Origin of the sequence: Reyranella sp. (assembly GCF_965279465.1) — a bacterium.
Taxonomy (GTDB): Bacteria; Pseudomonadota; Alphaproteobacteria; order Reyranellales; family Reyranellaceae; genus Reyranella.
This window is the reverse complement of the sequence record NZ_OZ257242.1, coordinates 6,534,554-6,557,768: the sequence shown is the minus strand read 5'-3', so window position 1 is coordinate 6,557,768 and position 23,215 is coordinate 6,534,554. Positions and strand designations below refer to the sequence as shown.

The following is a 23,215-nucleotide window of genomic DNA, read 5'->3' as shown; positions in this document are numbered from 1 at the left end:
GATGCGCCGCAGCGAAGAGCGGATTCTCACGACCCACGTCGGCAGCCTGCCGCGCGAGCCGGTCCTGTCGGACCTGCTGATCCGCGACGAGCTGGGCGAGGCGGTCGATCGCGCCGAGCTGGCGCGGCGCGGTGAAAGCGCGGTGCGCCACGTCGTCGAGCGTCAGACGGCGAGCGGCGTCGACGTGGTGAACGACGGCGAGCAGCCGCGAGTCGGCTTCCAGACCTATGTGGCGCAGCGCATGAAAGGCTTCGGCGGAGAGTCGAAACGGCCGCGGCCGCGCGATTACGTCGACTTCCCCGCCTTCGCCAAATGGGCGGCAGCACGCTCGCCCCGCCGCAGCAAGGTATCGAACGCCCCGCAGGCGGTCGCCGAGGTGGCCTACGACGATCTCCGCGCGGCCGAGGAGGAGTGCCGCATGTTCCGCGCGGCGCTCAGCGGCCTCGCCACGCAGCCGGTCGAGACATTCATGACGGCGGCGTCGCCCGGCATCATCGCCACGACGATGCTCAACGCGCACTACGACAGCTACGAGGCCTATGTCTTCGCGCTCGCCCGCGAGATGCGCAAGGAATACGAGCTGATCGCCGACAACTTCATCCTGCAGATCGATGCGCCGGACCTCGCCATGGAACGCACGGTGCTGTTCCACGACAAGACCGTGCCGGAGTTCCTGGAGATCGCCGAGATGCACGTGGCAGCGCTCAACGAAGCGCTGGTCAACATTCCGCGTGATCGCGTGCGGCTGCATTGCTGCTGGGGCAACTACGAGGGGCCGCACGTCCACGACGTGCCGCTCGCCGACGTGATGCCGGTGCTCACCGGGGCGAAGGTCGGCGGGCTCAGCATCGAGTTCGCCAATCCACGGCACCAGCACGAGTACGCCGCGCTGAAGCAGGCAAAGCTGCCCGCCGATTTCATTCTCCTGCCCGGCGTGATCGACACCTCGACCAACTACGTCGAGCACCCGGAGGTGGTGGCCAATCGGATCTGCGAGGCGGTCGATGCCGTCGGCGACCGCACCCGGGTCATCGCCTCGAGCGATTGCGGCTTCGGCACCTTCGCCGGCTCCGAGATGGTCTCCGAAGACGTTGTCTGGGCCAAGCTCAAGGCCTGCCGCGATGGCGCCGACATCGCGACCAAGAGGCTGTGGGGGCGGTAGCTCGAGTCTTTGCTGGGAGCGCGGGTCTCCAGACCCGCTCATGAGTTGAGCGGGTCTGGAGACCCGCGCTCCCAGCGACGACTACACCGCCGCCTTCAATATATCCGCCATCTTCTCGCCGACCATGATCGAGGGCGCGTTGGTGTTGCCGGACGGCATGGTCGGGAAGATCGAGGCGTCGGCGACCCGCAGGCCTTCGATCCCATGCACCAGGAGCTTGTCGTCGACTACCGTTTTCGGCCCGGCGGGTCCCATGCGGCAGGTGCCGATCGGGTGATAGGCGGTCTGCGAGTTGTTGCGGATGTAGTCGAGGATGTCGGCGTCCTTGCTGATCTGCGGGCCAGGCGAATATTCCTCGCCGCGATAGGCGTCCATCGGCGGAGCGTCGACGAGGCGGCGGATCATGCGGAAGCCTTCGGACATCGCCGCCTGGTCGATCGGGTCGGCCAGGAAGTTGAAGCGGATCGCCGGCTGGGCCTTGGGGTCCTTCGAGCGGATGTGGATCGAGCCCAGGCTCTCCGGGCGAAGCTGGTAGACCGATACAGTCATCGACGGAAAGTCCTGCAGCTTGCGCGTCTTGGGGTCCTTGATCGAGTAGGGCACGATGTGCATCTGCACGTCGGGCGTGGCGAGCTCCGGCCGCGTGCGCAGGAAGGCGAGCAGGGGCGCCGAGGGCAGGCTCATGAAGCCACCGCCCGTGGCGAGGTACTTCATCATTTGGGTGACCGCCCCGACGCCGCGCGCCATGTGGTTGTAGGACACCTTCGGGTCCTTCACCCGCCACACGATGCGGGCGTTGATGTGGTCGCGGAAATTCTCGCCGACCGCCGGCAGCTCGTGCTTCACCTCGATGCCGTGCTGCTTCAGCAGCTCGGGCTGGCCGATGCCGGAAAGCTCGAGGATCTGCGGGCTGGCGACGCCACCGGCCGACAGGATCGTTTCCTTTGCGCGCGCCTGCACGACCTTGCCGTCCTTCTCGTACTCGACGCCGGTGCAACGCTTGCCGTCGAGCAGGACGCGCAGGGTGTGGGCGTTGGTGACGACATGCAGGTTCTTCGAGCGCTTCATCGCCGGCTCGATGTAGCAATGGGCGACGCTCATGCGCCGGCCCTTGTAGATCGAGGTCTGCGTTTTCACGACGCCTTCCTGATCCTCGCTGTTGTAATCGGGATTGAGCTTGAAGCCCGCGGCCTTCGCTGCCGCGAAGATCGCGTCGTAGAGCGGGTTCTGGTCGGGCACGGTCGACACCTTGAGCGGGCCGCCGGTCCCGCGGCCGTTGCTGCCGTCGCCGTCGACGAAGTTCTCCATCCGGGTGAAGACCGGTGCCACGTCGTGCCAGCTCCAGCCGCGGCAGCCCATCTGCGCCCATGTATCGTAGTCGAGCGGCTGGCCGCGGACCCAGACCAGCCCGTTGATCGAGCTCGACCCGCCGAGCAATTTACCGCGCGGCACCGGAATTTGGCGGTTGGCCGTGTTGGGCTCGGGCTCCGACTCGTAGAGCCAGTTGGCGGCCGGATTGTCGATCAGCAGGCCGAAGCTGAGCGGCATGCGGGAGTACGGGTGGCTGGCCGCGCCAGCCTCGAGCAGCAGAACCTTGTGGGTTGTATTTTCCGTGAGGCGCGCCGCGAGGGCGCCGCCGGCGGAGCCGGCTCCCACGATGATGTAATCATAGTCGGCCATGGTGTCGCATCCTCGCACGGAAACTTGATCGCCCTATGCAAGCCTAGCGCACCGCCATGCAAGGAGAAGGGGCAAAATTGCTCGACACCCGAACACCGGCATGATTCCATTGTGCGGTGCCGGATCCGCTGGGGTCGGGCTCCCTGACAACGTGGTTAGCCGGCTGGAATGCTGAATCTCGTCCGTATTGCGCTGACCAGGCCCTATACGTTCGTGGTTCTGGCGCTACTGATCCTGATCGTGGGCCCGCTGGCGGCGCTGCGCACGCCGGTCGACATCTTCCCCGAAATCCGCATTCCCGTCATTGCGGTGGTCTGGCAGTACACCGGCCTGCCGCCGGACGAGATGTCGGGCCGCGTCATGCTGGGCTTCCAGCGTTCGCTGACCACCACCGTCAACGACATCGAGCATATCGAGGGCACGTCCTATACCGGCGTCGGCATCGTCAAGATCTTCTTCCAGCCGGGCACCGACATCCGCACCGCCAATTCACAGGTCACGGCGATCGCCCAGACCGTGGTGAGGCAGATGCCGCCCAACATGACGCCGCCGCTGATCCTGAACTTCAATGCCTCGACGGTGCCGATCATCCAGATCGCGCTGGCCGGCAAGGGCGTGTCGGAGCAGGCGGTGTTCGACATCGCAATCAACACGGTGCGCACGCCCCTGGTCACGGTGCAGGGGGCGGCGATCCCGTTCCCGTTCGGCGGCAAGTTCCGCCAGATCCAGATCGATCTCGACCCGGCCGCCATGCAGTCGCGCGGCCTGTCGGCCAACGACGTCGCCAACGCGCTCGCCGCGCAGAATCTGCTGACGCCGGTCGGAACCCAGAAGATCGGCGGCTTCGAATACGCCATCCAGCTCAACAACGCGCCGAAGGACTTCGCGGCGCTGGCCGACCTGCCGGTCTTCTCGAAGGACGGCACGATCGTCTTCCTGCGGGACGTTGCGACGGTGCGCGACGGCAATCCGCCACAGCAGAACATCGTTCATGTCGACGGCAGCCGCTCGGTTCTTCTGGCCGTGCTGAAGAACGGCGCGACCTCGACCCTGTCGATCATCGAGGGTGTCAAGCAGCGGGCCGAGGAGCTGCGCAAGACGCTGCCCGACAACGTCACTCTCGCCATGCTGGGCGACCAGTCGCTATTCGTCGAGGGCGCGGTCACCGGGGTCGCGGTCGAGGCGGTCATCGCCGCCGTGCTGACCAGCCTGATGATCCTGCTGTTCCTGGGCAGCTGGCGTTCGACGGTGATCATCGCCACGTCGATCCCGCTCGCGATCCTGGGCTCGATCGCCCTGCTGGCGGCGTTCGGCGAGACGCTCAACATCATGACCCTGGGCGGGCTCGCGCTCGCGGTCGGCATCCTGGTCGACGATGCGACGGTCACCATCGAGAACATCAACTGGCATCTCGAGCAGGGCAAGGACGTCGAGACGGCGATCATGGATGGCGCGCACCAGATCGTGACGCCGGCATTCGTCTCGCTGCTCTGCATCTGCATCGTCTTCGTGCCGATGTTCTTCCTGGAGGGTGTCGCCCGCTTCCTGTTCGTGCCCATGGCGGAAGCGGTGATGTTCGCGATGGTCTGCTCGTTTTTCCTGTCCCGCACGCTCGTGCCGACGATGGCGAACTTTCTGTTGCGGCAGCATACGACACACGAGCATGGCGGGAAGCCGCCGACGCGTAACCCGCTGGTGCTGTTCCAGCGCGGCTTCGAGGCGCGCTTCGAGCGCTTCCGCGCCTTCTATCGCGACCTGCTGTCGATGGCGCTGGGCAGCCGTACGGTGTTCATCACCGGCTTCATGGCGTTCGTCCTGGCGTCATTCGCGCTGGCGCCGATGCTCGGCCGCAATTTCTTCCCGTCCGTCGATGCCGGCCAGATCCTGATGCACGCGCGCGTCCAGGTCGGAACCCGGGTCGAGGAGGCCGCCAACCAGTTCGCCGCCATCCAGAAGGCGATCCGCCAGATCATTCCGTCGCACGAGATCGCGACCATGGTCGACAACGTGGGCATGCCGGTGAGCGGCATAAACCTGACCTACAACAACACCGGCGTCATCGGCCCGCAGGACGGCGATATCCAGATCAAGCTCACGGAGGAGCACGGACCGACCGAGCACTATGTGGCGGAGCTGCGCCGCCGGCTTCCCGAGCTCTTTCCCGGCGTCACCTTCTCCTTCCTGCCGGCCGACATCATCAGCCAGATCCTGAATTTCGGCGCACCATCGCCGATCGACGTTCAGGTGCGGACCTCCGATCTCGCCGAGGGATTCGAACATGCCAACAGGCTGCTCGCCCGGATTCGCACCATTCCGGGCATCGTCGACGCGCGCCTCCAGCAGTCCCGCCAGGCCCCGGTCTTCGCCGTCGATCTCGACCGAACGCGCGCCCAGTCCGTTGGGCTGACGACGCGCGACGTCACGAATTCCCTGGTGGTCAATCTCGCCGGCAGCGGCCAGGTCGCGCCAACCTATTGGCTCAATCCGGCGAACGGCATCACCTACAACATCGTGATGCAGACGCCGCAGTACCGGCTCGATTCGCTTGCCTCGCTGTCGAACCTGCCGATCATGGCGCCGGCGGCGACCTCTTTGCAGGTGCTGGGCGGGTTTGCCGACATCCGCCGCGGCCAGGACAACGCCGTGGTGTCGCAGTACGACCTTCAGAACATGGTCCAGATCTACGCCGGCGTGCAGGGCCGCGATCTCGGCTCCGTCGCCGCCGACGTTCGCAAGGTCGTGGCCGAGCTGGCGGTTGGCGCCTCGCCCAAGATCCGCGCGGTCAAGGTGCAGGGCCAGGTCAAGACCATGGAAAGCGCCTTCTCCGGCCTGCTGTTCGGCCTGCTCGGAGCCATCGTGCTGATCTATCTGCTGATCGTCGTAAATTTCCAGTCGTGGAGCGATCCCTTCGTCATCATCACCGCGCTGCCGGCCGCGCTGGCGGGCATCGTCTGGATGCTGTTCGCGACCAGCACAACCTTGTCGGTGCCGGCGCTCACCGGGGCGATCATGTGCATGGGTGTTGCGACCGCCAATTCGGTGCTGGTCATCAGCTTTGCCCGCGAACGGCTGGTCGAGCTGGGCGACGCCACAGCGGCGGCCCTCGATGCCGGATTCGTGCGCTTCCGCCCCGTGCTGATGACCGCGCTCGCCATGATCATCGGCATGGCGCCGATGGCGCTCGGCCTGGGCGAGGGCGGCGAGCAGAACGCGCCGCTCGGCCGCGCCGTGATCGGCGGCCTGATCTTTGCAACGATCGCTACGCTCCTTTTCGTCCCGGTCGTGTTCAGCGTCATTCACCGGAACCATGGAAAGTCGGTCAAGGCCGCGACTGCCGGTGATCACGGAGTAACCAATGCCGTCTGAGTCAGCACCCCCTTCCGGCAAGGTCTCGCGCCGCGGCCTGGCGCTCACCGGCATCGTCGCCGGCCTGGTCGTGGTTTTCGTCGTCGTCAACGGCGTCTGGAGCCGCAACGCCAGTGAGGCCAAGCTCAAGGAGACAACGGACGCGATGGCGGTGCCGACGGTCGCGCTGATCGAGCCCGGCCTCGGCAGCAACAAGTCCTCGCTGGACCTGCCGGGCCGCCTCGAGGCCTATTCGCGGGCACCGATCTACGCCCGCGTCAGCGGCTTCCTGAAGGCCTATTACGTCGACATCGGTCAGTCCGTGAAGGCGGGCCAGCTCCTGGCCGAGATCGAGGCGCCCGACCTCGACCAGCAGCTCTTGCAGGCCAAGGCCGCGCTCGCATCGGCGCAGGCGGCGGAGACGCTGGCGACGGTCACCGCGCAGCGCTGGCAGACGCTGGGCGGCAGCAACGCGGTCTCCAAGCAGACCGTCGACGAGAAGGCTGGCGATCTCACGGTCAAACAGGCGCTTTCGAAAGCGGCGCTGGCCAATGTCGACCGTCTGCTGGTGCTGTCGGATTACAAGCGCGTGGTCGCGCCGTTCGACGGCATCGTGACGACGCGCAACACCGATGTCGGCGCGCTGATCAATGCCGATTCGAGCGCCGGCCTCGCCCTGTTCGTGATCTCCGATACCCAGAAGCTCAGGCTCAACGTCAACGTGCCCCAGAACTACGTGCCGGCGGTGAAGCTCAATACCAAGGTCGAGATCACCGTGCCGGAGTATCCGGGCAGGACGTTCTACGGCACCGTCGAGGCCTCGGCGCGTTCGGTCGACGCCGCATCTGGCACCACGCGCATGCAGGTCGTGGTCGACAACAAGTCGGGCGAGCTGATGCCCGGCGCCTTCGCCAATACCCGCATCCAGCTGCCTGAGAACTCCCTTGCCCTGTCGATCCCGGCCGGTGCGCTGATCTTCGGCCAGAAGGGCCTGCGGGTCGCCGTCGTCGATGCCAGCGACAAGGTGATGCTGAAGAACGTCACGATCTCGCGCGACCTCGGTCAGGTGGTCGAGATTGCGACCGGGCTGGAACGTACCGACCGGGTGATCGAAAGCCCGCCGGACGGCCTGTCGAACGGCGACCCGGTTCGGGTCGTCACGCCCGCAATGGCCAAAAAGTAGGCCATTTCGGCGGGTTGAAAGACCTTGGTGCTTCTTCCATAAGCGGACAGGATGGAGTGCAAGGTCGAGCTGGTCGTATGTCGTAGATGGATCAAACTTCTTTCGGCGCGAGTGAATTGCCACGACACGCCGTTGGGAGCCGTGATCGTGGGCGGGCCGGAGATGATCCTGGACGTGGCCTCACGACGGCGGGCGTAAGGCATGTCGTTCGTGCCGCCGGTGCAGGAGGTGGTCGAAGCCGATGGCACACGGGTCCGCCTGGGCGCCAGACTCGGCCAGGGCGGCGAGGGCGCGATCTACGAGCTCGAAGACCGGCAGGGGGTGGTCGCCAAGATTTTCCACCAGCCGCTGCCAGAGCAGCAGGCGGAGAAGATCCGGGCAATGGTGGCCTTGCGCACGCTGGCGCTCGACAGGCTGACGGCATGGCCGATCGAATTGTTGTCGCTGCCGGGCGGCCGGCCGATCGGCGTGAAAGTGCCGCGCGTGGTCGGCCATCGCGAGATCCACCAGCTCTACAGCCCGAAGAGCCGCCGCAGTGCGTTCCCGCATGCCGATTGGCGCTTCCTCGTGCGCGCTTCGGCCAACGTTGCGCGCGCCTTCGCCACGGTGCACGCCGAGGGCGCCGTCATTGCCGACGTCAATCAAGGCGGCATCCTGGTCGGCGCCGATGCGCGAGTCAGGCTGATCGATTGCGAATCCTTCCAGATCACGGCCGGCGGCCGCTGTCTCCCGGGCGATGTCGGCGTGCCGATCTTCACACCGCCGGAGCTGCAGGATCGCATGCTCACCGGCGCGATCCGCAGCGAGAACCACGACAATTTCGGCCTCGCGGTGATGATCTTCCTGGTCCTGTTCATGGGCCGACATCCCTTTGCCGGCCGCTACCTGGGCGAAGGCGACATGCCGATCGAGCGGGCCATCAAGGAACATCGCTTCGCCTACGGAGCGGAGCATGACTTCGCGGCGATGGAGCAGCCGCCGGGAACGCCGCCGCTCGACATCGTGTCGCCGCCGGTCGCGGAGCTCTTCGAACGCGCCTTCACGATGTCCGCGCCGCGCGGCGGCCGGCCAACGGCGGTGGAATGGATCGACGCGCTCGAAACCCTGGCAGGCGAGCTGAAGGAGTGCCCCATCGGGATCGCGCATTGGCATTTCGCCGGCTTGCCCGGATGCCCGTGGTGCCGGATCGAAGCGGCGACGGGCGTGCCGCTGTTCTCGAGCGCAATGTCGGAGGCGACGGCCGACCTGTTCGACCTGTCGGCGTTCTGGAACCAGGTCATCGCGATCGAGCATCCGGGTCCGGCGCCCGACGTCACGGCGCAGGCGAAGCAACCCAGCTTGTCGCCGGTCGCGCGTCGGCTTCTGTTCCGGCGCGGTTGGCACGGGACGATCGCGCTTTTGCTTGCGGCGATTCCCGCGGGGCTCAGTTTCAGCGTAGCCCTGCCGCCGCTCAGCCGCAGCTTGTTCTTCCTCGGTGCGATCGTGCTCTACGTGCTGCTGAGACTGATCCTGCGAAGGACGGTCGATACGAGGCCGTTCGTCGCGCGCGAATACGAAAGCCGCCAGCTTTGGGAATCGACCCTTGCGGAGTGGGAGGCCAAGGCAGGCTCCCGGCAGTTCGACGACAAGCGGCGCGACCTCGAGAAGCTCCGCGATTGGTGGGATGAGGCAGCGAGCCAGCCGCAGCAGCGCGCCCGCATCGAGGCCGCCATTCGCCGCGCCTTCGACGAGCTCCAGGAGATCGTCAGCCAGATCCAGTTCGCCCGGAATTCCCTGCGCGAGAACGCGGTGGCCACCTACGAGCTCCTGCTCCAGACCCAGTTCGACCTCGCCGCGGTGCGGAAGAAGCGATAGGGATTCATGGCTGGGACCGCGCCACTCTGTGGCGCGGTCCCAGCAAAGGGTTCAGGCCTTCCTGATCTCGGTAAGGGCCACGCCCGATGCGATCAGGGCGTCGATCTCGGCCGTCGAGTATCCGCGCTCGGCCAGCACCGCGCGCGTGTCGAGGCCGAACTTTTTCGGCTTGCTGTGCACCGCGGGCGGCGTGCGGGAGAGCTTCACCGGATTGCCGACGTTGCGATAGCCGTCCTTTTCCCAGACCATGTTTCGATGCTTCGTATGCGGGTGCTCCATCACGTCCGGCACCTCCATGACGGCGCCTGACGGTACACCGTTCTTCATCAGCTCGTTTGCGAAGGCCTCGCCGTCGCGGTCCTTGGTCAGGACACGCAGCTCGGCTTCCATCTCGGCCTTGTGCGCGAGCCGGTCCTTGTTGGTCTTAAAGCGCGGATCGTCGGCCATCTCCGGCTTGCCCAGCATCTGGACGAGCTTGCGGAATTGCCCGTCGTTGCCGGCGCCGATCACGATGTTGCGGCCTTTGGTCGGAAAGTTGGCGTAGGGTGCGAGGTTGCCGTGGCTGTTGCCGAACAGCTTCGGCTTCTGGCCGGCCATGAAGTAGTTGGGCGCGTGTGGTTGGTGCAGCGCGATGGCGCTGTCGTACAGCGTCGCATCGACGAACTGGCCCTTGCCCGACCGGTTGCGCTCGTAGAGCGCCATCAGGATGCCCATGCAGGCGTTCATGCCGGTCGAGAGATCGACCACCGGCACGCCGATTCTCACCGGCCCGCCCTCGGGCGAGCCGTTGACCGAGACCAGCCCCGCCGAGGCCTGCACCATGGCGTCGTAGCCGGGAAAGCCGCCGAGCGGACCGTCGGCGCCGAAGCCCGAGACGCGGGCATGGACCAGCCGCGGAAATTTCTCCGACAGCGCGTCGTAGCCAATGCCCCATTTCTCCATCGTGCCGGTCTTGAAGTTCTCGATCAGCACGTCGGCATCGGCGAGCAGTTTCAGCAGCACCTCGCGGCCGGCCGGCTTCGACAGGTCGAGGGCTATCGTGCGCTTGTTGCGATTGATGCCGGCGAAGTAGGCCGAGATGCCCTCCGCGTCGAACGGAGGACCCCACAGCCGCGTCTCGTCGCCTTGCGGCGGCTCGATCTTGATCACTTCCGCGCCGTGATCGGCCAGCATTTGCGCGCAATAGGGCCCGCCCAGCACGCGCGACAGGTCGATGACTTTCAGGCCGTCCAGGGCGCCCATGCGTTCACTCCTCGGATTTCTTTGCGTCTCGCGCTTAGTGTACCGTCCCGAGATGATCGAGCGCGAGGTGGATATCGCCACGGCAGATGGCGCGATGAACTGCTGGACGGTGCGGTCCGACGATGGGGGGCCGCTGCCGGTGGTCATCATGCTGATGGACGCCCCCGGCGTGCGCGAAGGCCTGAAGGAAATCTGCCGCCGCATCGCGCAGTCGGGTTACTACGTACTGCTGCCCAATCTCTATTACCGCACGACCCGGGAGTTCGTGGTGGGCCCGACGCGCGACCATCCCGACGCGGAGGCCAACCTCGAGCGGATGTTCGGTATGGTGGGCTCGATCTCCAACGGCAAGATCGCGGCCGACACCGGGACGGTGCTCGACCGGCTGCCGTCGTTGCCCGATGCCCGGCCGGGCAAGGTCGGGCTCGTTGGCTACTGCATGAGCGGCGCGTTCGTCACCGTGGCGGCGGCGATGCACCCCGACCGGATCGGCTGTTTCGCATCCTATTACGGAACGCGCCTGATCACCGACAAGCCGGACTCGCCGCACCTGATGCTGGGCGACATCACGGCCGAGGGCTACTACGCGTTTGCCGAGCACGACACCTACGTGCCGCTCGACCAGGTCGCCGCATTCGAGACGCTGCTGGCGGCTGCGCCGTTCCCGTCGCGCAGCGAGATCGAGAGTGGCACGCATCACGGCTATGCCTTTTCCGACCGCGGCAACCTCAACGAGGCGGCGCGCGAGAAGCATTACGAGCGCATGCTCGCGCTCTATCGTCGTCACATCGGATAGGCTGTCGTCCATCGCTTCGTTCGCGACGGCAAAGGGAGGAACATCATGCTGAGCGGCATCCATGGCCATCAGGACATCGAGCGGGTCGTCTACGGCAAGCCTGCGGGCGCGGCGTTGCGCGCGGAGGCCGAACGGCTGGGCGCCCACCGCGTGTTCGTCACCACGACCAGATCCGTGGCGCAAAGCGCGTTGCTGGCCGACGTCATCAAGGAGCTCGGCGACCGCTATGCCGGCGTCTATGCCGGCATCACCGCGCACTCGCCGCGGCCCTGCGTGATCGAGGGCGCGCAAATGGCGCGTGACGCCAAGGCCGACCTGCTGGTCGCCGTCGGCGGCGGCTCGGCGATCGATGCCACCAAGGTCATGCTGATCGCGCTGTGGCAGGGCGCGACGAAGATCGAGGATCTCGATCTCTACAGGGCCGGCCGGCCGAAGGAAGGTGCCGCGCCACCGTCCGAGGCGATCAGGCCGCCGGCCGATGCGATCCGCATGCTTGCCGTGCCGACGACGCTCTCCGCCGCCGAGTTCAACGCCTACGCCGGCATCTCCGATCCCCGTCACGGCATCAAGGAGAGCTTCGGCCATCGCCTGATCGTGCCGCGGGTGATCGTGCTCGATCCGGCCGCGACGCTCGCCACACCGATGGAGCTGATGCTTTCGACCGGCCTGAAGGCCGTCGACCACGCTGTCGAACGTCTGTGTTCACAGCAGGCCAATCCCTTTGCCATCGGCACGGCGAGCGAAGCGCTGAAGCTGCTCTCCCACGCCCTGCCGGCGCACAAGGAAAAGCCCGATGACATGGAAACGCGGCTGAACCTCCAGTTTGGCATGTGGCTGTCGATCGGCGCGGGCACCTCGGGTGTGGGCGTCGGCGCGAGCCATGGGATCGGCCATGTGCTCGGCGCGGCCTGCCATGTGCCGCACGGCCATACCTCCTGTGTAATGCTGCCGTCGGTGCTGCGCTGGAACTTGCCGGCCAATGCGGATCGCCAGAAGCGGGTGAGCGAGGCCTTCGGCAAGCCCGATCGGCCGGCGGCCGACCTCGTCGCACACCTGGTCGCGACGCTCGGCCTGCCGGGAAGCCTGAGCGAGGTAGGAGTGGGGAAAGACCGGTTCCGCGAGATCGCCGAAAAGTCGATGCACGACCGCGCCGTGCTCAACAATCCGCGGCCGATCAAGGGGCCGTCCGAGGTCATCGAGATTCTCGAGCTGGCCGCATGAGCCGGCATGACCTCATGAATTCTTCTCGTGAGCGAAGGGTCTTTCGCAGCGTATGGTGCCGCACGACGTAAGATGGAGACGTCGATCCAATAAAACGGGTGGCAAATGCCTGATATCCGAATTCCTGAATCGGTTGCGAAGCGCGGCGTTGGCCTGACCTACGTTGACGCACAGGTCAACTATCTGGCCGATCTCAGCGTCAAGCCGGTGACCTACAATCCGCCGCCGGGCACGGGCGTGCCGAGGCGCGACGGCAACTACCAGTTCTTCAAGGTCCGCGTGCACAATGCGCGGCCCTACGCAGATGAGCTTTCGCTCGACAGGCAAGCCTTCATCCTGACGCCGCACGACACCAACGTGCGCGACTTCTACGATGAGGCCGAGCTCAAGGCGGTCTATTTCGCCGAGGTCGAGGCACTGATCAAGCGCGAGACCGGGGCCACGAAGGTCGTGGTGTTCGATCACACCGTGCGGACGGGCAATCGCGCCGTCGAACGCGGGCTTCGGACCCCGGTCCAGTCTGTCCACAACGACTACACGGAGAATTCCGGTCCACAGCGGGTGCGCGACCTGCTGCCGCCGGACGAAGCGGAGACGCGGCTGAAGAAGCGCTTCGCCGAGTACAATGTGTGGCGCAACATCGCCCACGCTCCGATCGAGACGATGCCGCTGGGCTTCGTGGATGCCGAAAGCATCGCCCCGCGCGACCTCGCGGTATGTGACCTGGTCTATGCCGACCGTACCGGCGAGATCTACCAGGGCGTCTACAACGCCGATCACCAGTGGCACTACTTTCCGGCGATGACGCGCGATGAAGCGATCCTGATCAAGTGCTACGATTCTGAGAAGGACGGCCGGGCGCGCTTCTCGCTCCACTCCGCTTTCAACGATCCGACTTCACCGTCCAACGCCAGGCCGCGCGAGAGCATCGAGGTTAGGGCCTTCGCGTTCTGGGATTGACCTCATATTCCTCTTCCCTGGCGGGCCGCGGAGATGAAAGGCGTTGTACGGTGTGCTAGAGACACAGCACGCTACGGCGGCGATGTCGTCATCCGATCGGAGGAAGAGACGGGTCTGACAGCGCGACCATGGAGGTTACGAGGGAGCCACGCGGGCGCGTGGTCTTGCCGAGATGGGGCGAAGGTTCGGAGAATCGGGGGCGGATGCGGCTTTGCTCGACCTCATCTACGGCGTAGTCGCCGATCCCGACCGATGGCCTGACGTCCTCACGCGCGTTGCAGACCATCTCGGTGCCGTCGGCGGCATGCTCATCCACGTCCCACGGGCCGGCAGCGGCCACGTTATCGACATTTACGGCCGGCTATCGGAAGAACACGGAGCTATCTTCCGGCAGCACTACACCTGGAACCCCTGGAGCCTCGCGATGACGGGCGTTCCCTTCGGGAAGGCAGTGGCCGTCAACTCGCTGCTGGAGCCGGGCACCCTTGTGAAAACCGGATTCTATGCCGACGTTCTCCGGCCTCAAGGTCATGTCGACATCCTGAACGTGAAGCACCGCGCCCTGTCCGAGGGTGGTGCCGTCGGTGGGTTCGGGTTCTGCCTGTCGGCTCGAGGTGCGGACCAGGCCGACAAGAACTTGCGGCGCTTTCAGCGGCTCGTGCCGCATCTTGGCCGCGCGCTCGACGGCGCGCTGCATCTAGGCCATCTCGCCGACGGCACGCGGCAGCTCGGGAGAGTGCTCGAGCTCATGCCCAATCCCGCACTGCTGCTCGATCGCAAGGCGCGCGTCATCCTGGCCAATGCCGCCGCCGAGACGCTGCTGTCCACGGGCGACGGCCTGTCGACCACCTGTGATGGCGGCCTCCAGCTCGTGGCCGCCTTTCCAGCGGAGACAGCTGCATTGTCGCGGACCTTGGGGCAAGCACTCGCCGTCGCGGCGGGAGCGAACGACGCGCTTGGCGCGCCGTTGCGGCTGACTCGCCCCTCGGGAGCATCGCCGCTCCTCGTCCTGCCGGTGCCGCTTCCGCCGCCAGTCTTCGAGTTCTGGAGCCTGCTGGAGCCGGCGCGGGCGCTGGTGCTGATTGTCGATCCGGCCGCGCTCCGGCGCGTCAAGACCTCCGCGATCCAGGCGGCCTTCGAGCTGACGCTTGCCGAGGCACGGGTCGCCGCCCTGGTCTCGGGCGGCCTCAGCGGGCCGCAGGCGGCGGACGCGCTTGGCCTCTCCCTCTCGACCGTGAAGACGCATCTCAGGCGCTGCTTCGAGAAGACCGGCACGCATTCGAAGGTCGAGCTCGCGCTTCTGCTCGGCTCCCTGCCCGACGACGCGGCCGGTAGGCCGGGCTGATCCTGAGCGGAACGAATGCCCCGCACCGCCCAATCCGTCGCCATCGAAGCCACGCGCCGCTGTAGTCGGGCTGACCGATAGGGTGCTGACCCGTCAGGAACAAGTGGGGGACGGCAGCTTCGCGCACAAATGATGGGTCCACATCGCGAAGAGCGCTTGTCGACTTGAGGTCATGCCGACCGGAGGCTCGAATCTTTGTTGAAGCGCCGCCGGACTCCGGCCAGTACATCGAACGGCTGATCTGACCGGTAGCGGCAATGTCAACGGTACCGGCAACTCGCTCGCCAACTCCCTCACCGGCAACTCGGGTAGACAACATCCTCGACGGCAGGGACGGCGCGGACACGATGACCGGTGGGCTTGGCGCCGATGCGTTCGCCTTCGGGGCCGCCCTTGGCGCGTCCAACATCGACACGATCACCGACTTCAACGTCGCCGCCGACATGCTCCGGCTCAACAGCGCGATCTTCACCGCACTCGCGGGGACCGGGACGCTGAGCCTGGCCCAGTTCGCCGCCAATGCCCGCGGCACCGCGCAGGATGCCAGCGGCCGCATCATTTACGAGACCGACACCGGCAAGCCGTTCTACGACAGCAACGGCAACGCCGCCGGCGGCTCGATCCAGTTCGCAACGCTCGCCCCCGGCCTCGCACCAACGCCGACATCGCCGTCATCTAGCAAGGGAGATCGCCTTGGCGGGGAGTGCAGCCACTACCTTCGCTTTGCCGCTCCCGGTTGCGCCATCAGGTCTCAGGCTGGAGTTGTTGTGCAAAGCCCGCCTCGCGGCCGCGAGTAGCCTGATGTCCGCTCTAGCCGCCCGCGGCCAGAGCTTGTGCGAGGTCGGCGATCAGGTCGTCGGGGTGCTCGATGCCGACGGACATCCGGATGGTGGTGTCGAGGACGCCGATGCGGTTGCGCACGGCAACCGGAACGCCGGAATGTGTCATCGCGGCAGGATGGCTCGCCAGCGACTCGGTACCGCCGAGGCTGACCGCGAGCTTGAAGACCTGCAGGGCGTTGAGGAAGGCGAACGCCTCGGCCTGCCCGCCCTCGATGTCGAACGAGAAGGTGGAACCCGCGCCGGTGCATTGCCGCAGGTAGGTCGCCTGCGCCGGCGAGCCGGGCTCCAGGAACTCGAGGTAGTGGACCTTGGCGACCCGCGGATGGTCGCGGAGATACTCGGCGACGAGGCGGGCATTCGAGTTGGCCCGCTCCATCCGGATCGCCAGCGTCTCCAGGGAGCGGCCCAGCATCCAGCAGGAATGCGGATCGAGTTGGCTGCCGACGCTGCCGCGCAGCGCCTTGATCGGCCGCATGATTTCCTTGGTCCCCAGCGCCGCGCCGGCGATCAGGTCGGAATGGCCGCCGACATACTTGGTGAGCGAATAGAGCGAGACGTCGGCGCCGTGGTCCAGCGGATGCTGGAACACCGGCCCGAGCAGGGTGTTGTCGCAGGCGATGATCGGCCGGAAGCCCTGCGCCGTGCCGATCTCGTCCGCGATCCGCCGCAGCAGGGCGATGTCGACCAGCGTGTTGGTCGGGTTGGCGGGCGTCTCGACCAGGATCATCGAGACCCGGCCCTTGGCGCGTGCCGCGGTGGCGGCGTCCCGGATGGCGGTCTCGTCGACGCCATCGATGAAGCCCACGGCGCCGATTCCGAAGTTCACCAGGGTGTTGGACAGCAAGGTCTCGGTTCCGCCGTAAAGCGGCTGCGAATGCAGGATGACGTCACCCGGCCGCACAAAGGCGAGAATGGTCGTGGTGATCGCGGCCATGCCCGAGGCGAACACGCCACAGGACTCTGCGCCTTCGTAGACCGCGAGCCGGTCCTCGACGATCTCGCTGTTGGGATGATTGAAGCGGGAATAGACAAGCCCGGCGGTGCTCCCGGCCGGCGGCTGCCGTCGCCCCGACGTGTAGTCGAAGAAGTCGCGGCCTTCCTCGGCCGTGCGGAACACGAAGGTGGAGGTCAGGAAGACCGGCGGCTTGACTGCACCCTCCGACAAAGCCGGGTCGTAGCCGTAACCCAGCATCAGGGTCTCCGGCTTCAGGACGTGATTGCCGATGCGGGTCTTGGAAGGTCGGGGCGCGGGCATGGTGGTCTCCTGTCACTGGGATGAGGAGACAGGATAACGCCTGTCACGACCTCGCGATCATCTCCAGATGTTCGGCGAGTTCCTCGGGGGCGCTGTAGAACGGTGTGTGACCGCACTCCATCGTGATCACTTTGCACGGGACCGCCTTGACCATGGCGCGCTGGCGCGCGACGCGGAGCGCGTTGTCGTGCGTGCATTCGATGTACCAGCGCGGCACCGAGCCGTAGCGCTCTTCGGTGAGCGTCACCGGCGTGGTCGAGATCGAGATCGGTTGCGGGCGCAGCCGCTCCATGGCGCGGTAGAGGTCTTCCGGCGAGACGTCCTCGTAGAACAGGGCCGGCAGCTGGCTGCGCGCGAACGTGTAGGTGAGGCCGTCGGGGCTGACCTCGCGCGATCGGCGGAACAGCATGTCGGGGTCGCCCGCCGTCATCTCGCGGCTCGCCTTGCCCGAGGGCGGCATCAGCCCGCAGACATAGACGAGCGCCTTGATCTTGCGCCGCCGTGCCTCGGCGGTCTGGCTGATCGTAACGCCACCCAGCGCGTGGCCGACAAGCACGACCGGCTCCTCCATCCTGTCGAGCAGGCGCGAGATCTTTTCGACATTGTCGGCCAGGGTCACGTTGGCCGGCGGCATCGGATCCTTGCCGAGGCCCGGAAGGTCGGGCGCGCAGACCTTGTGACCGTGGCTCTCGAGGATCGGCTGCACCTTCTCCCAGCACCAGCCGCCGTGGCACGCGCCGTGGACCAGGATGAAAATCGCCATGAGACGGTCAGCCCCGGCCGACGACGGTGCGCGCGCCGGGGGAAGGCACGAAGAAGTCGGGCATCAACGGTGTTCCGGGCGAGACGGCGTACCGGTCGAGGTCGGTGACGCCCTCGGCCGCCAGCACCTCGTCGTCGATGAAAAAGTTGCCGGTGCAGTCCTTGGCCGGCCGGCTAAGGATGGCGTAAGCCGCGTCGGCCATGATCTCGGGCTTGCGGCAGCGCTTCATGCCTTCGTCCCCGCCCAGCACGTTGGCGATCGCCGCGGTCGCGATGCCGGTGCGCGGCCACAGGCAGTTGAAAGCGATCTGGCCCTTGAATTCCTCGGCCATTGCCCAGGCGTAAACCGACATCGAGTATTTCGCGAGCGTGTAGGCCGGATGGTTGGCGAACCACTTCACGTCGAAGTCGAGCGGCGGCGAAAGGTTCAGCACATGCGGGTTGCCCGCCTTCAGCAGGTGCGGGATGCATTTCTGCGACACCATGAAGGTGCCGCGCGCATTGATCTGGTTCATCAGGTCGAAGCGCTTCATCGGCGTCTGCAAGGTGCCGGTGAGGCTGATGGCGCTGGCGTTGTTGACCAGGACATCGATGCCGCCGAAACGGGCAACGGTCTCGGCCACCGACGTCTCGACGCTCTGCTCGTCGCGGATGTCGCAGGGTAGCGGCAACGCCTTGCCGCCGGCCTTCTCGATCTCCTCGGCGGCGCTGAAGATCGTGCCGGGCAGGCGCGGATCGGGCTTCACCGTCTTGGCGGCGATGGCGATGTTGGCGCCGTCGCGCGCGGCACGCAGCGCGATGGCAAGGCCGATCCCGCGGCTGGCGCCGGTCACGAACAGCGTCTTGCTTGCGAGGCTCATACGGTCCCCTGTTTCCCCACCTATCGGGTCTATAGCCGGGCGCCGCCGGGGCGGCTAGCCTCGGGATGCTGCAGGGGAGACATGCATCCCTGTTTTGAGCCCGTATCCGCGCGCTGCCTGCGCCATACGAAACGGAAAGCTCACGTCTCGTGAGGCAACCGGATCGCACGCCTGAACGGACCGATCAACGCCAGGCGCAGACGAATCGAAAGATTTCTATCGCCATCTCAACAGCCGGCGCTCGAGCGTCCCAAGGCTCCAAGCGATCAACAGGCCGAGTATCGAGAGCATCACCACGCCGGCGAGAAGCTGGTCGGTCTGCATCAGGTTGCCGGCGGTGAGCACGAAAGCGCCGATGCCATATTCGGCGCCGATCATCTCGGCCGCTACGACCAGCAGCAATGCCACCGATGCGGAGATCCGGAAGCCTGCCAGGATTCCCGGCATCGCGCCCGGCAGCAGGACCTTGAGCACGATGTCGACTGGCGGCAGGCCGAAGCTCTGCGCCATGCGGATCAGGTTGCGCGGTACCGAATCGCAGGCGCTGTAGGCGGAGATCGTCGTGGGAAAGAACACGCCGAGCGCGATGGTGGCGATCTTCGACGGCTCGCCGATGCCGAACCACAGGATCAGCAGCGGCAGCAGCGCGATCTTGGGGATCGGGAACAGCGCCGACACGATCGGGATGCCGGCCGCCCGCGCCGCCGAGAAGATTCCCATGGCGAGGCCGACCGCGAGGCCGGCGGCGGTGCCGATGATCCAGCCGGGCACGATCCGCTTCAGCGAGGCGGTCACGTGGACCATGAGCGTGCCGTCGGCCGCCAGGGCTTCCAGCGCTTTCACGACGGCGAGCGGGCTCGGCAGGAAGAGCGCCGGCAGAAGGCCGCTGCTCGAGGCCGCCTGCCAGAGCGCGATCAGCGCCGCGAACACGCCCCACGGTAGCGCGCGGCGCGGCACCGGATTGAAGCCGCCGCCGCGGAAGGGGACAGGGCGGCGCTCAGGCATTTCGCGTCTCGTGATCTGAACCCGAAGCTGGAATTCCGTCGTCCCGACCGGAGCGGAGCGCAGTGCAGCGCAGTGGAGGGACCTGTTCATGCAACGTCCGCCAGGATGAACAGGTCCCTCGACTACGCTTCGCTTCGCTCGGGACGACGGGAAAAATCGCGTCAGACACGCTGCATCTCGCGGTCGGCGGTGGCGGCTTCGTCGCGGATCAGGGACCAGAGCCGGCGATGCATGTTGGCCAGCAGGACGGCGTGCTCGGGACGGCCGCGGTCGGCGACGGGGACGTCGATGCGCAGGACCTCTCTGACCCTGCCAGGGCGGCGCGAGAGGACGACCACCCGGTCGGCGAGCCGTGCGGCCTCCTCGAGATTGTGGGTGACGTAGACGCGCGTGCTCTTTTCGCGCGCCCAGATTTTCAGCAGGTCTTCCATCAGCAGTTCGCGGGTCTGTGCGTCGAGCGCCGACAGCGGTTCATCGAGCAGCAGCACGGCGGGGCGCACGACCAGCGCGCGGGCGATGCCGACCCGTTGGCGCATGCCGCCGGAGAGCTGCTTGGGATAGGCGGTGGCGAAGTCGGTGAGGCCGGTGAGAGTAAGGGCGGCGGCCACACGCTCGCGCCGCTTGGCCGCCGGCAGAGCGCGATGCTCCAGCGCCAACGCGACGTTGGCCTCGACCGAGCGCCACGGCAGCAGGGCGAAATCCTGAAAGACGTAGGTGAACGGGTTGAGCGAATCGGCCGGCGGCGGACCCGACAGCGTCACCCGTCCCGCGGTCGGCTGCAGCAGCCCGCCCAGAATGGCGAGCAGCGTGCTCTTGCCGCAGCCCGACGGGCCGATCAGCGCGACCGTCTCGCCGTCGGCGATATCGAGGTCGATGGCTTCGAGCGCGGCGACGGTGCCGTAGCGATGCGAGACGCCCTCAACGTGCAGCGGCATCGGCCGCCATCGTGACCAGCACGGTGCGGTTGGCGACCTGCTGGCCTTCCTTCACGGCGATCGATTCCACCTCGGCGTCGAGCGCCGCCTTGAGCTGGTGCTGGATCTTCATCGCCTCGAGCACGACCAGCGTTTGGCCGCGCGCGACCTTGTCGCCGGCCGCGACCTTGATGGCCACGATGCGGCCGTCCATCGGGGCGCGCAGCTTGCCGTCGCTGCCGGCCGCCGCCGAGGCCGGCGGCATGTAGGTGCGGTCCTGGAAGCGTACGGTGAAGGCGTCGAGATCGACGACGATCTCGTTGCCGTCAATCACATGAGGCGCGGATGGGGCCGGGGCGTCAGCGACGTGCAGCGTGCGTTCCTTGTCGCCGACAGCGAGGCGGAACGGCGTCGGTTCGGGATTGGAGTTGCGCCAGCCGCGCAGGGTCGCGGGATAGCGCGCCGCCGACTGTTGCCACAGCAGAGAAGCGGCGAGTTTCCAGTGCTCGTCCGTCACCTCGGGACCGGGGAAGGTGTGCTTGCCCAGGAATGCCGTGGTCGCCCTGCCGGCGGCGAACTCGGGATGCTCCAGCAGCCGGATCAGGAAATGCCGGTTTGTGATGGGGCCAAGCACGATGGTGTCGCGCAGCGCCTCGGCCAGCCTCAGCCGGGCCTCTTCGCGCGTCGCGCCCGAGGCGATTACCTTGGCGATCATCGGATCGTAGAAGGGCGAAATCGCAAACCCGTCCTTCATGCCGTGGTCGATGCGCACGCCGGGGCCGGTTGCGGGCCGCCACACGGCGATCCGGCCGGTCTGCGGCAGGAAGCCGGCGTAGGCGTCTTCCGCATAGAGCCGGACCTCGATGGCGTGGCCGGTGAGCCGGACCTGCTCCTGGGTGAGCGGCAGGTTCTCGCCGCGTGCCACGCGGAGCTGCCACTCGACGAGGTCGAGTCCGGTGATCGCCTCCGTCACCGGATGCTCGACCTGCAGGCGCGTGTTCATTTCGAGGAAGTAGAATTCGCCGTCGGCGCCGAGCAGAAACTCGACCGTGCCGGCGCCGCGATAGCCGATCGCTTTGGCTGCGGCGACGGCGGCGGCGCCCATGCGCGCGCGCAGCCCGGTGTCGACCGCGGGCGAGGGTGCTTCCTCGATCACCTTCTGATGGCGGCGCTGGACCGAACAATCGCGCTCGCCGAGATGAATTACGTTGCCGTGGTTGTCGGCGAAGACCTGGATTTCGACATGGCGCGCGTCGATCACCGCCTTTTCGAGGATCAGCTCGCCCGATCCGAAGGCGCTTTCGGCCTCGGTGCGGGCGGTGCGGATCGCCTCCAGCAGGTCGACATCGTGCTCGACGAGGCGCATGCCGCGCCCGCCGCCGCCGGCTGCGGCCTTGACCATCACCGGCAAGCCGATCCTGCGCGCTTCCGTCGCCAAACTGGTGTCGCTCTGGTCGGCGCCCTGGTAGCCGGGCACGCACGGCACTCCGGAATCGATCATACGGCGCTTGGCGGCCGCCTTGTTGCCCATCGCGGCGATCGCGGCAGGCGGCGGCCCGATGAAGACCAGGCCCACCTTGCCGCAGGCCGCGGCGAAGGTCTCGTTCTCCGACAGGAAGCCGTAGCCCGGATGCACCGCGTCGGCGCCGGATTTGTGCGCGGCTTCGAGGATGCGATCGATGCTGAGGTAGCTCTCGCCGACCGGCGGCGGGCCGATGCGCACCGCCTCGTCGGCGAAGGCGACGTGCGGCGCGTCCTTGTCGACGTCGGAATAAACTGCGACGGTGCGATAGCCCATCGCCTTCGCGGTGCGCATCACCCTCCAGGCGATCTCGCCACGATTGGCGACCAGTATCTTGCTGAAGGCCATTATTCGACGGCCCATTTCGGCGGCCGCTTCTCGGCAAAGGCGCGCAGGCCCTCGGCGGCTTCCGGGCTGCGGCGCGCCTCGGCGAACTTGTCGGCGGCGAAGTCGAGCACGGACGAGAGCGGCTCGGTGCCGACCTTCATGACGACGGCTTTGGTCGCCGCGTTGGCGAAGGGCGCGCAGCGGTCGATCTGCTTCAGCACCTCTTCGAGCTTTGCATCGAGCGCCGCCGTATCCTTCACCAGATAGTGGGCGATGCCGAGTCGATAGGCCTCCGGTCCCTTGAAGCGCGCCGCGGTGAGCGCGAGATGCCGCGTCTGCGGCACGCCGATGCGCGCGGCGACGAAGGGCGCGATTTGGGCCGGCACGATGCCGATGGCGGTCTCGCTCATGGCGAAGCCCGCGCCTTCGGTAGAGATCGCCACGTCGGAAACGCAGAGGATGCCGAAGCCGCCGGCGATGGCGTAGCCCTCGACCGCTGCGACCACGACCTGCGGCGTGGTGTTCACCATCTCGAGGAAGGTGCCGTATTCGCGGTTGTTCAGCGCGATCGGGTCGCGTTCGCCGGGCTTGGGTGCCTCGCTGAAGCTTTGCTCCATGTTCTTGAGGTCGGCGCCGGCGCAGAACGTGCCGCCCGCACCGCGCAGGATCACGACCTTGATGTCGCGCCGGCTGCGCAGGATGCCGAACACCTGTTTCAGCTCGCCGATCAGGGTCGGGTTGAGCGCGTTCTTCACCTCGGGGCGGTTCAGCGTCACATGCAGCCGCGACCGCTCGCGGCGCAGGAGGAGGGTTTCGTACGTGTCGGCGAACTCAGTCATTTTCATCGCTCCGCTCAAACTTTCCTCCCCTCGATTTCCTCCCTGCGCGCAGCGCGGGGAGGTGCCCGAAGGGCGGAGGGGTCATGGGCCAGAGGATCGGT

18 protein-coding genes are annotated in these 23,215 nt (G+C 66.7%); 9 read left to right on the top strand and 9 right to left on the bottom strand.

Annotation, left to right across the window (positions count from 1 at the left end):
* Window position 1 precedes the first annotated feature (1 nt).
* A complete protein-coding gene (locus ACQY8M_RS31785; RefSeq protein ID WP_428664695.1) occupies window positions 2-1,162 on the top strand; it encodes a cobalamin-independent methionine synthase II family protein in 1,161 nt (386 codons plus the stop codon).
* 81 nt (window positions 1,163-1,243) lie between these two features.
* On the opposite strand, the gene ACQY8M_RS31780 is transcribed toward ACQY8M_RS31785, so the two are convergent.
* Window positions 1,244-2,842 carry a GMC family oxidoreductase gene (locus tag ACQY8M_RS31780; protein ID WP_428664692.1) on the bottom strand — a complete coding sequence of 533 codons (1,599 nt, stop codon included), beginning with the start codon at window positions 2,840-2,842 and terminating at the stop codon, window positions 1,244-1,246.
* A gap of 168 nt (window positions 2,843-3,010) precedes the next feature.
* Here ACQY8M_RS31780 and ACQY8M_RS31775 point away from each other — a divergent pair, with 168 nt between their 5' ends.
* The 3 genes from ACQY8M_RS31775 (at window position 3,011) to ACQY8M_RS31765 (ending at window position 9,224) form a co-directional block, all read left to right on the top strand.
* Window positions 3,011-6,208, top strand: a complete 3,198-nt coding sequence (locus ACQY8M_RS31775) for an efflux RND transporter permease subunit (protein ID WP_428664689.1) — start codon at window positions 3,011-3,013, stop codon at window positions 6,206-6,208.
* A complete protein-coding gene (locus ACQY8M_RS31770; protein ID WP_428664686.1) occupies window positions 6,198-7,370 on the top strand; it encodes an efflux RND transporter periplasmic adaptor subunit in 1,173 nt (390 codons plus the stop codon). The genes ACQY8M_RS31775 and ACQY8M_RS31770 overlap by 11 nt, the downstream gene beginning before the upstream one ends.
* A gap of 201 nt (window positions 7,371-7,571) precedes the next feature.
* Window positions 7,572-9,224, top strand: coding sequence for a helix-hairpin-helix domain-containing protein (locus tag ACQY8M_RS31765; protein WP_428664683.1), 1,653 nt, complete (start codon window positions 7,572-7,574; stop codon window positions 9,222-9,224).
* A 51-nt stretch (window positions 9,225-9,275) separates the two neighbouring features.
* On the opposite strand, the gene ACQY8M_RS31760 is transcribed toward ACQY8M_RS31765, so the two are convergent.
* Window positions 9,276-10,466 (bottom strand): CaiB/BaiF CoA transferase family protein, encoded by a 1,191-nt coding sequence (locus tag ACQY8M_RS31760; protein WP_428664680.1) that lies wholly within the window; start codon window positions 10,464-10,466, stop codon window positions 9,276-9,278.
* A 52-nt stretch (window positions 10,467-10,518) separates the two neighbouring features.
* On the opposite strand from ACQY8M_RS31760, the gene ACQY8M_RS31755 reads away from it, so the two are divergent.
* From ACQY8M_RS31755 to ACQY8M_RS31735, 5 genes are all read left to right on the top strand, one after another.
* Window positions 10,519-11,262: a dienelactone hydrolase family protein gene (locus ACQY8M_RS31755; protein WP_428664677.1), complete on the top strand. Its 744-nt coding sequence runs from the start codon at window positions 10,519-10,521 to the stop codon at window positions 11,260-11,262.
* Between the two features lie 45 nt (window positions 11,263-11,307).
* Window positions 11,308-12,483 (top strand): iron-containing alcohol dehydrogenase, encoded by a 1,176-nt coding sequence (locus ACQY8M_RS31750; protein ID WP_428664674.1) that lies wholly within the window; start codon window positions 11,308-11,310, stop codon window positions 12,481-12,483.
* A 105-nt stretch (window positions 12,484-12,588) separates the two neighbouring features.
* Window positions 12,589-13,443, top strand: a complete 855-nt coding sequence (locus tag ACQY8M_RS31745; RefSeq protein WP_428664671.1) for a CmcJ/NvfI family oxidoreductase — start codon at window positions 12,589-12,591, stop codon at window positions 13,441-13,443.
* A gap of 211 nt (window positions 13,444-13,654) precedes the next feature.
* Window positions 13,655-14,788 carry a LuxR C-terminal-related transcriptional regulator gene (locus ACQY8M_RS31740; protein ID WP_428664668.1) on the top strand — a complete coding sequence of 378 codons (1,134 nt, stop codon included), beginning with the start codon at window positions 13,655-13,657 and terminating at the stop codon, window positions 14,786-14,788.
* A 347-nt stretch (window positions 14,789-15,135) separates the two neighbouring features.
* A complete protein-coding gene (locus ACQY8M_RS31735) occupies window positions 15,136-15,585 on the top strand; it encodes a hypothetical protein (RefSeq protein ID WP_428664665.1) in 450 nt (149 codons plus the stop codon).
* Between the two features lie 13 nt (window positions 15,586-15,598).
* Here ACQY8M_RS31735 and ACQY8M_RS31730 read toward each other — a convergent pair whose 3' ends face one another.
* The 7 genes from ACQY8M_RS31730 to ACQY8M_RS31700 form a co-directional block, all read right to left on the bottom strand.
* The gene (locus ACQY8M_RS31730; protein WP_428664662.1) at window positions 15,599-16,885 is read right to left on the bottom strand and encodes a cystathionine gamma-synthase family protein; all 1,287 of its coding nucleotides are present in this window, start codon (window positions 16,883-16,885) and stop codon (window positions 15,599-15,601) included.
* 43 nt (window positions 16,886-16,928) lie between these two features.
* Window positions 16,929-17,648, bottom strand: a complete 720-nt coding sequence (locus ACQY8M_RS31725) for an alpha/beta fold hydrolase (protein WP_428664659.1) — start codon at window positions 17,646-17,648, stop codon at window positions 16,929-16,931.
* Between the two features lie 7 nt (window positions 17,649-17,655).
* The gene (locus ACQY8M_RS31720; RefSeq protein ID WP_428664656.1) at window positions 17,656-18,507 is read right to left on the bottom strand and encodes an SDR family oxidoreductase; all 852 of its coding nucleotides are present in this window, start codon (window positions 18,505-18,507) and stop codon (window positions 17,656-17,658) included.
* A gap of 216 nt (window positions 18,508-18,723) precedes the next feature.
* On the bottom strand, window positions 18,724-19,512 hold the full coding sequence (locus ACQY8M_RS31715; RefSeq protein WP_428664653.1) for an ABC transporter permease: 789 nt from the start codon (window positions 19,510-19,512) through the stop codon (window positions 18,724-18,726).
* Window positions 19,513-19,673: 161 nt separating this feature from the next.
* Window positions 19,674-20,447: an ABC transporter ATP-binding protein gene (locus tag ACQY8M_RS31710; RefSeq protein WP_428664651.1), complete on the bottom strand. Its 774-nt coding sequence runs from the start codon at window positions 20,445-20,447 to the stop codon at window positions 19,674-19,676.
* Window positions 20,431-22,311, bottom strand: coding sequence for an acetyl/propionyl/methylcrotonyl-CoA carboxylase subunit alpha (locus tag ACQY8M_RS31705; RefSeq protein ID WP_428664648.1), 1,881 nt, complete (start codon window positions 22,309-22,311; stop codon window positions 20,431-20,433). The genes ACQY8M_RS31710 and ACQY8M_RS31705 overlap by 17 nt, the downstream gene beginning before the upstream one ends.
* On the bottom strand, window positions 22,296-23,114 hold the full coding sequence (locus ACQY8M_RS31700; protein ID WP_428664645.1) for an enoyl-CoA hydratase/isomerase family protein: 819 nt from the start codon (window positions 23,112-23,114) through the stop codon (window positions 22,296-22,298). The genes ACQY8M_RS31705 and ACQY8M_RS31700 overlap by 16 nt, the downstream gene beginning before the upstream one ends.
* Between the last annotated feature and the right edge of the window lie 101 nt (window positions 23,115-23,215).